Origin of the sequence: Haladaptatus sp. (genome assembly GCF_049589095.1) — an archaeon.
In the GTDB taxonomy this organism is placed as follows: domain Archaea; phylum Halobacteriota; class Halobacteria; order Halobacteriales; family Haladaptataceae; genus Haladaptatus.
The window spans coordinates 1-5,864 of sequence record NZ_JBAWAC010000616.1 but is presented as its reverse complement, the minus strand read 5'-3'; the positions used below and the strand labels follow the sequence as shown (position 1 = coordinate 5,864).

Sequence of the window (5,864 nt, the reverse complement as noted above, 5' to 3'; positions counted from 1 at the left end):
ACCACGGTCGGGAATCGGGTGTTCGTCGGACCGGCCGCGACGTTCACGAACGACCCGTATCCCATCCGCCAATCGACGGACCTCGAAGGGCCGACGCTCGAAGACGACGTCTCCATCGGCGCGAACGTGACCCTCCTCCCCGGCATCACCGTCGGCGAGGGGGCCTTCGTCGCCGCCGGTACCGTCGTAACTGACGACGTGCCGCCCGAAACGCTCGCCGTCGGTACGCCCGCCGAGATACGTCCGCTTCCGGAATCGCTCTCGGGAGGGAACGACATATGATTCCCATCGCGAACCCCGAACTGGGGCGCGAGGAAATCGAAGCGACCGTCGCGTGTATCGAGGAAGGACAACTCGCCGACGGGCCGGAAGTACGCCGGTTCGAGGACGAGTTCGCCGCCTTCTGCGGGACGGAGTTCGGCGTCGCCACGAGCAACGGAACGACGGCCCTCCACGCCGCGTTCGAGGCCCTCGATATCGGCCCGGGTGACCGTGTGGTCACTTCGCCGTTCTCGTTCGTCGCCAGCGCGAACGCGATTCGGCTCGCCGGGGCGGAACCCGTCTTCGCCGACATCGACTCGGACACGTACACGCTCGATCCGTACGCGACCGAGCAGGCGGTCCGGAAACACGAGGCGGACGCGATTCTCGCGGTGCATCTCTACGGATTGGCGGCGGAGATGAACCACCTGCAGGACATCGCCGAAACGCACGACGTCGCACTGATCGAGGACGCCGCGCAGGCACACGGTGCGGAGTACGACGGCAGACCAGTCGGGTCGTTCGGCGACGCGGCCTGTTTCTCCTTCTACCCGACGAAGAACATGACGACGGGGGAGGGGGGAATGGTGACGAGCGACCGCCGCGACGTGGCCGAACGCGCGGCGAGTTTCGTCAACCACGGTCGCACCGCGGACGGCGGCTACGACCACGTTCGTCTCGGTCACAACTTCCGGATGACGAGCATGGCCGCGGCCATCGGTCGCGTGCAGCTGTCGCGGCTCCCGAAGTACAACGAGGCACGGCGGGCCAACGCGGCCTATCTCACCGACCGCCTCCGTGAAGCGACCGTCAAACCGCCCGTCGAACCCGACGACTGTCGCCACGTCTACCATCAGTACACGATTCGCACGGAGGACAGGGACGGGTTGCAAAACCACCTCGAATCGCACGGCATCGGAACGGGAGTCTACTACCCGACGCCGATTCACAAACAACCAGCATACCAGCACGTCGAACACGACGCCCCGGTTTCGGAACGGATGGCGGACGAAGTCCTCTCGCTTCCCGTCCATCCCGGCCTGACGGGCGAAGACGTGCGAACGATTGCAACCGCTATCATAGATTATGAGTGAACCAACGAACGCGGTCGTCATCGGCGTCGGAAGCATGGGTCGCCATCACGCCCGCGTCTACAGTGAACTACCCGAAGTGAATCTCGTCGGGATTCACGACGTGGACGAAGCGAACGCGGCCGAAGTCGCCAGAAATCACGGCACACAGGCCGTCAATATGGAAACCGCCCTCCAAATCGCGGACGTCGCTTCCATCGCCGTTCCGACGCCCTACCACTACGAGACGGCGAAGAAGTGTATCGATGCGGGGGTTCACGTCCTCGTCGAAAAGCCGTTCGTCGGCGATCCCGACGAAGGTTTGGACCTGATCTCCCGCGCGAAAAGCGCGGACGTGACGATTCAAGTCGGCCACATCGAACGGTTCAATCCGGCGATCCGGACGCTCTCGGAGATCGTCTCGGAACTCGACATCATCGCCATCGATGCACAGCGACTCGGCCCGCCACCGGAGGGGCGAGCGGTGGACGTGAGCGCCGTGATGGATTTGATGATTCACGACATCGACGTACTGCTCTCCATCGTGGACGACGATATCAACTCGATTGCGGCGGCCGGTACGCGGGATAACCGCTATGCGAGTGCGAGCATCCAGTTCGACGGCGGAATCGTCGCCGGACTCACGGCGAGTCGGGTGACACAGGAGAAGGTCCGGAAGCTGTCGATCACGGCGGCCGACTGTCGGGTGAACGTCGATTACACGAACCAGTCGGTCGAGATTCACCGTCACTCGCTGCCGGAGTACATCGAGGACAACGGCGATCTGCGCTACCGGCACGAGAGCATCATCGAGCGTCCGACCGTGGAGAACGGCGAACCGCTGAAGAACGAACTTCGGTCGTTCGTCCGGAGCGCGGCGAACGGCTCGACGCCGGTCGTCACCGGCGAGGACGGACTTCGCGTGCTCGAAGTCGCTCGAAAGATCGACGGACTGGCGTCCGGCCCGAAGGAGCAGGAACAGGAGGTGCATCTCGGGTGAGCCTGCGGCAACCCGAAAGGCTCTACGCGAACGACGCATCCACGGACGAGCAGCGTGAAGCGTTCCTGTCCGGCGAGGTACCCGTGGCGGTGTACGGCCTCGGAAAGATGGGCCTCCCGCTCGCAGCAGTGTACGCCGAGACCTGCAGCAACGTCATCGGGGCGGATATCGATCCGGACGTGGTCGCAGGAATCAACCGCGGAGAGTGTCACGTCCAGCGTGAACCCGGCCTCGCGGAACTCGTCTCGGAAACGGTCGAGTCGGGGTCCCTCCGGGCGGTCGAATCACCGACGGAAGCGGCGCGGGACGCCGCGATTCACGTCGTCATCGTTCCGACGCCGATAACCGACGACGACGAACCCGACCTCGCCATCCTCCAATCGGTGATGGAGAGCGTCGCCGAGGGACTCGCCCCTGGCGACCTCGTCGTGGTCGAGTGCACCGTCCCGCCGCGGACGACCCGCGACGTCTTGCTCCCGATGTTGGAACGCGAGAGCGACCTCACGCGTGAGGAGTTCGGGGTCGCGGTCTGCCCGGAACGAACCTCCAGCGGTCGCGCATTGGAAGACATTCGGGGAGCCTACCCCAAAGTCGTCGGCGGCGTGGACGATGAGAGCACGCGCGTCGCGGAACTCGTCTACGGCGAACTGACCAGCAACGAGGTCATCGCGGTGCCGAGCGCGACGACCGCTGAAGCCGTGAAGGTGTTCGAGGGCGTCTACCGTGACGTCAACATCGCGCTGGCGAACGAACTCGCCACGATGGCCGACGCGGCGGATATCAGCGTCAACCGGGCCATCGAAACGGCGAACACCCAGCCGTTCTGTGACATTCACCGGCCGGGACCGGGCGTCGGCGGGCACTGCATCCCGTACTATCCGTACTTCCTCATCCGCCAATTCGAGATGGACTTCCCGCTGTTGAGTACCGCACGCGAGGTGAACGACTCGATGCCCGCGTTCACGGTCGAAAAGGTCGGGGAACTGTTGGAGGACGAGGGCAAATCGCTCGCGGACTCGCGGGTGCTCGTCCTCGGTCTGACCTACCGACCCGGCGTCGAGGAGACGCGGGCCGCCCCGGCGCGTCCCATCTGTGCCGACCTGACCGAGCGCGGTGCGGACGTGTTCGCGGTGGACCCAGTGCTTCCGACCGCCGACGACTTCGAGGCGACGAAACTCCCGCTCGAAGCCGTGGGAGAGTACGATTTCGACGCGGCAGTGATGGTCACGAACCACGACGAGTTCGCGGACATCGACTGGGACGGGTTCGATCCGATGGTCGTCGTCGACGGCCGGAACTGTCTGGACCTGTCCCGGTCGGACCACCGCGTCTACACCATCGGAGGTGACTGAATGTACGAGGGCAAATCCGTCGCGGTCGTGGTCCCGGCGTACAACGAGGAAGGACTCGTCGGCGGCGTCATCGACACCGTCCCCGAGTTCGTCGACCGGGTGTACGTCATCGACGACTGCTCGACCGACGGAACGTGGGCCGAGATTCAGTCTCACGCCGAACGCGCCGAAGCGGTCGCGGACGGTACGACGATGGGCGACGGCGGAGCGATGGACGACGTCGGTCGAACGGGCGACAGCGGAGCGATGAGCGGCAGTGGCAGGATGAACGACGGGGGCACGGTGAACGACGCTCGGGCGAACTTCGACCGGCGTATCGTGCCGATCCGTCACTCCGAAAATCGGGGCGTCGGCGCGGCCATCAAAACCGGCTACTGTCGTGCGCACGAGGAGAACATCGACGTGACGGCGGTGATGGCCGGTGACGGCCAGATGCGTCCCGAGATGTTGGCTCGAATCATCCAACCCATCGTGGACGGCCGGGCCGACTACACGAAGGGAAACCGACTCTCGACGCCGGGATTCCGCGAGGGAATGTCGGCGTGGCGGAGTTTCGGCAACTGGCTGTTGACGTTCCTCACGAAGGTCGCCAGCGGTTACTGGGGGATGGTGGACCCGCAAAACGGCTACACGGCGATTTCGAGCCGGGCGCTGTCGAAGCTCGCGATCGAGGACGCGTACGACGATTACGGCTTCGCGAACGCCCTTCTCGTCCGGCTGAACGTCCACGACATGCGCGTCGCCGACGTGACCATGCCCGCGGTGTACGGCGACGAACAGAGCACGATCCGGTACTCGACGTTCATCCCGAAGCTCTCCGCGCTGCTGCTGTGGAGCTTCCTGTGGCGGATCAAGACGAAATATCTCGTCCGGGATTTCCACCCGCTCGCGTTCCTGTACGGGCTCGGAGCACTGGGAACCGCCGCCGGGTTGCTCTCGTTGGCTCGGCACAAGCGGGGGTCGTCGGACGGACTCACGGCGATGCTCCTCGGTGGCATCTGTTTCGTGCTGGCGATGGCGTTCGACCGGGAGGAAACCGCGGAACTGGAGGTACGCAACGAATGAAATCGGAGGAATACGATAGATGAAGGTACTGACCGTCGTCGGTGCACGGCCGCAGTTCGTGAAAGCCGCCGCTGTCTCTCGCGTTCTCAGACAGGACCACGAAGAAGTGCTCGTCCACACCGGCCAGCACTACGACGAAGGAATGTCGGACGTGTTCTTCGAGGAACTGTCCATCCCGTACCCGGACACCAACCTCGGCGTCGGTTCGGACACCCATGGTCGGCAGACCGGCGCGATGCTCTCCGGATTGGAGGCCGAAATAGAGGCCGAGGAACCGGACGCGGTACTCGTCTATGGCGATACCAACTCGACGCTCGCGGCGGCCATCGTCACGTCGAAGATGGACCCACCGTTGGCGCACGTCGAGGCCGGAATGCGCAGCGGGAGCGAGATTCCCGAGGAGACGAACCGCGTCCTGACCGACCACGCCGCCGACCTGCTGTTCGTCCCGTCCACCGACGCCGCGGCCAACCTCGCACGCGAGGGGATCACGGAAGGGGTCCACAACTCCGGCGACGTGGGCTACGACGCCCTGCTCTGGGCGCGCGACCGGGCGGACACGAGCGTTCTCTCGGACCTCGGTGTGACGTCCGGGGAGTTCGTCCTCGCCACGGTCCACCGGGATACGAACGCGGACGACCCCGAAAAACTGGAGGAGATCGTGGACGCGCTGATCGAGGACCCGCGTCCGGTCGTCCTCCCCGCCCATCCGCGGACGGTGGCCCGACTCGAGGAGTTCGGCCTCTACGGCCGGGCCGAACGCGGGTTGATACTGACCGAACCGGTCGGATATCGGCAGTTCGTCGCCCTACTAGACGCCGCGGCGGTCGTCGCCACCGATTCGGGCGGCGTCCAGAAGGAGGCGTTCTTCCTCGACACGCCCTGCGTCACGCTCCGCGAGGAGACGGAGTGGGTCGAGACCGTCGAGAGCGGCTGGAACCGGTTGGTCGGCGCGGACGGCGGGGCGATTCGAAGCGCCCTGTCGGACGTGACGATGCCGAACGAGAAGCCCACGCCCTACGGCGATGGGACCGCGTCCGAACGGATCGTGGAGGTGCTTTCCGATGTTACCCGGCTATGAATTCGAACTGTGTTTGACCCACGACGTTGATAGAC

Annotated in this window: 6 protein-coding genes; all 6 read left to right on the top strand. The window is 64.9% G+C overall.

Annotated features, from left to right (window positions below):
• The coding region (locus WBV42_RS19520) for a DapH/DapD/GlmU-related protein (RefSeq protein WP_423987518.1) at positions 1 to 282 on the top strand (282 nt) is incomplete at its 5' end.
• Entirely contained in the window at positions 279 to 1,355 is a 1,077-nt protein-coding gene (locus WBV42_RS19515; RefSeq protein WP_423987517.1) for a DegT/DnrJ/EryC1/StrS family aminotransferase, read from the top strand. The genes WBV42_RS19520 and WBV42_RS19515, both read left to right, overlap by 4 nt.
• Positions 1,348 to 2,331, top strand: a complete 984-nt coding sequence (locus tag WBV42_RS19510; RefSeq protein WP_423987516.1) for a Gfo/Idh/MocA family oxidoreductase — start codon at positions 1,348 to 1,350, stop codon at positions 2,329 to 2,331. The genes WBV42_RS19515 and WBV42_RS19510 overlap by 8 nt, the downstream gene beginning before the upstream one ends.
• Entirely contained in the window at positions 2,328 to 3,683 is a 1,356-nt protein-coding gene (locus tag WBV42_RS19505) for a nucleotide sugar dehydrogenase (RefSeq protein ID WP_423987515.1), read from the top strand. The genes WBV42_RS19510 and WBV42_RS19505 overlap by 4 nt, the downstream gene beginning before the upstream one ends.
• Positions 3,684 to 4,748 (top strand): glycosyltransferase family 2 protein, encoded by a 1,065-nt coding sequence (locus WBV42_RS19500; protein WP_423987514.1) that lies wholly within the window; start codon positions 3,684 to 3,686, stop codon positions 4,746 to 4,748.
• A gap of 19 nt (positions 4,749 to 4,767) precedes the next feature.
• Entirely contained in the window at positions 4,768 to 5,829 is a 1,062-nt protein-coding gene (wecB, locus tag WBV42_RS19495; protein ID WP_423987513.1) for a non-hydrolyzing UDP-N-acetylglucosamine 2-epimerase, read from the top strand.
• Positions 5,830 to 5,864 lie beyond the last annotated feature (35 nt).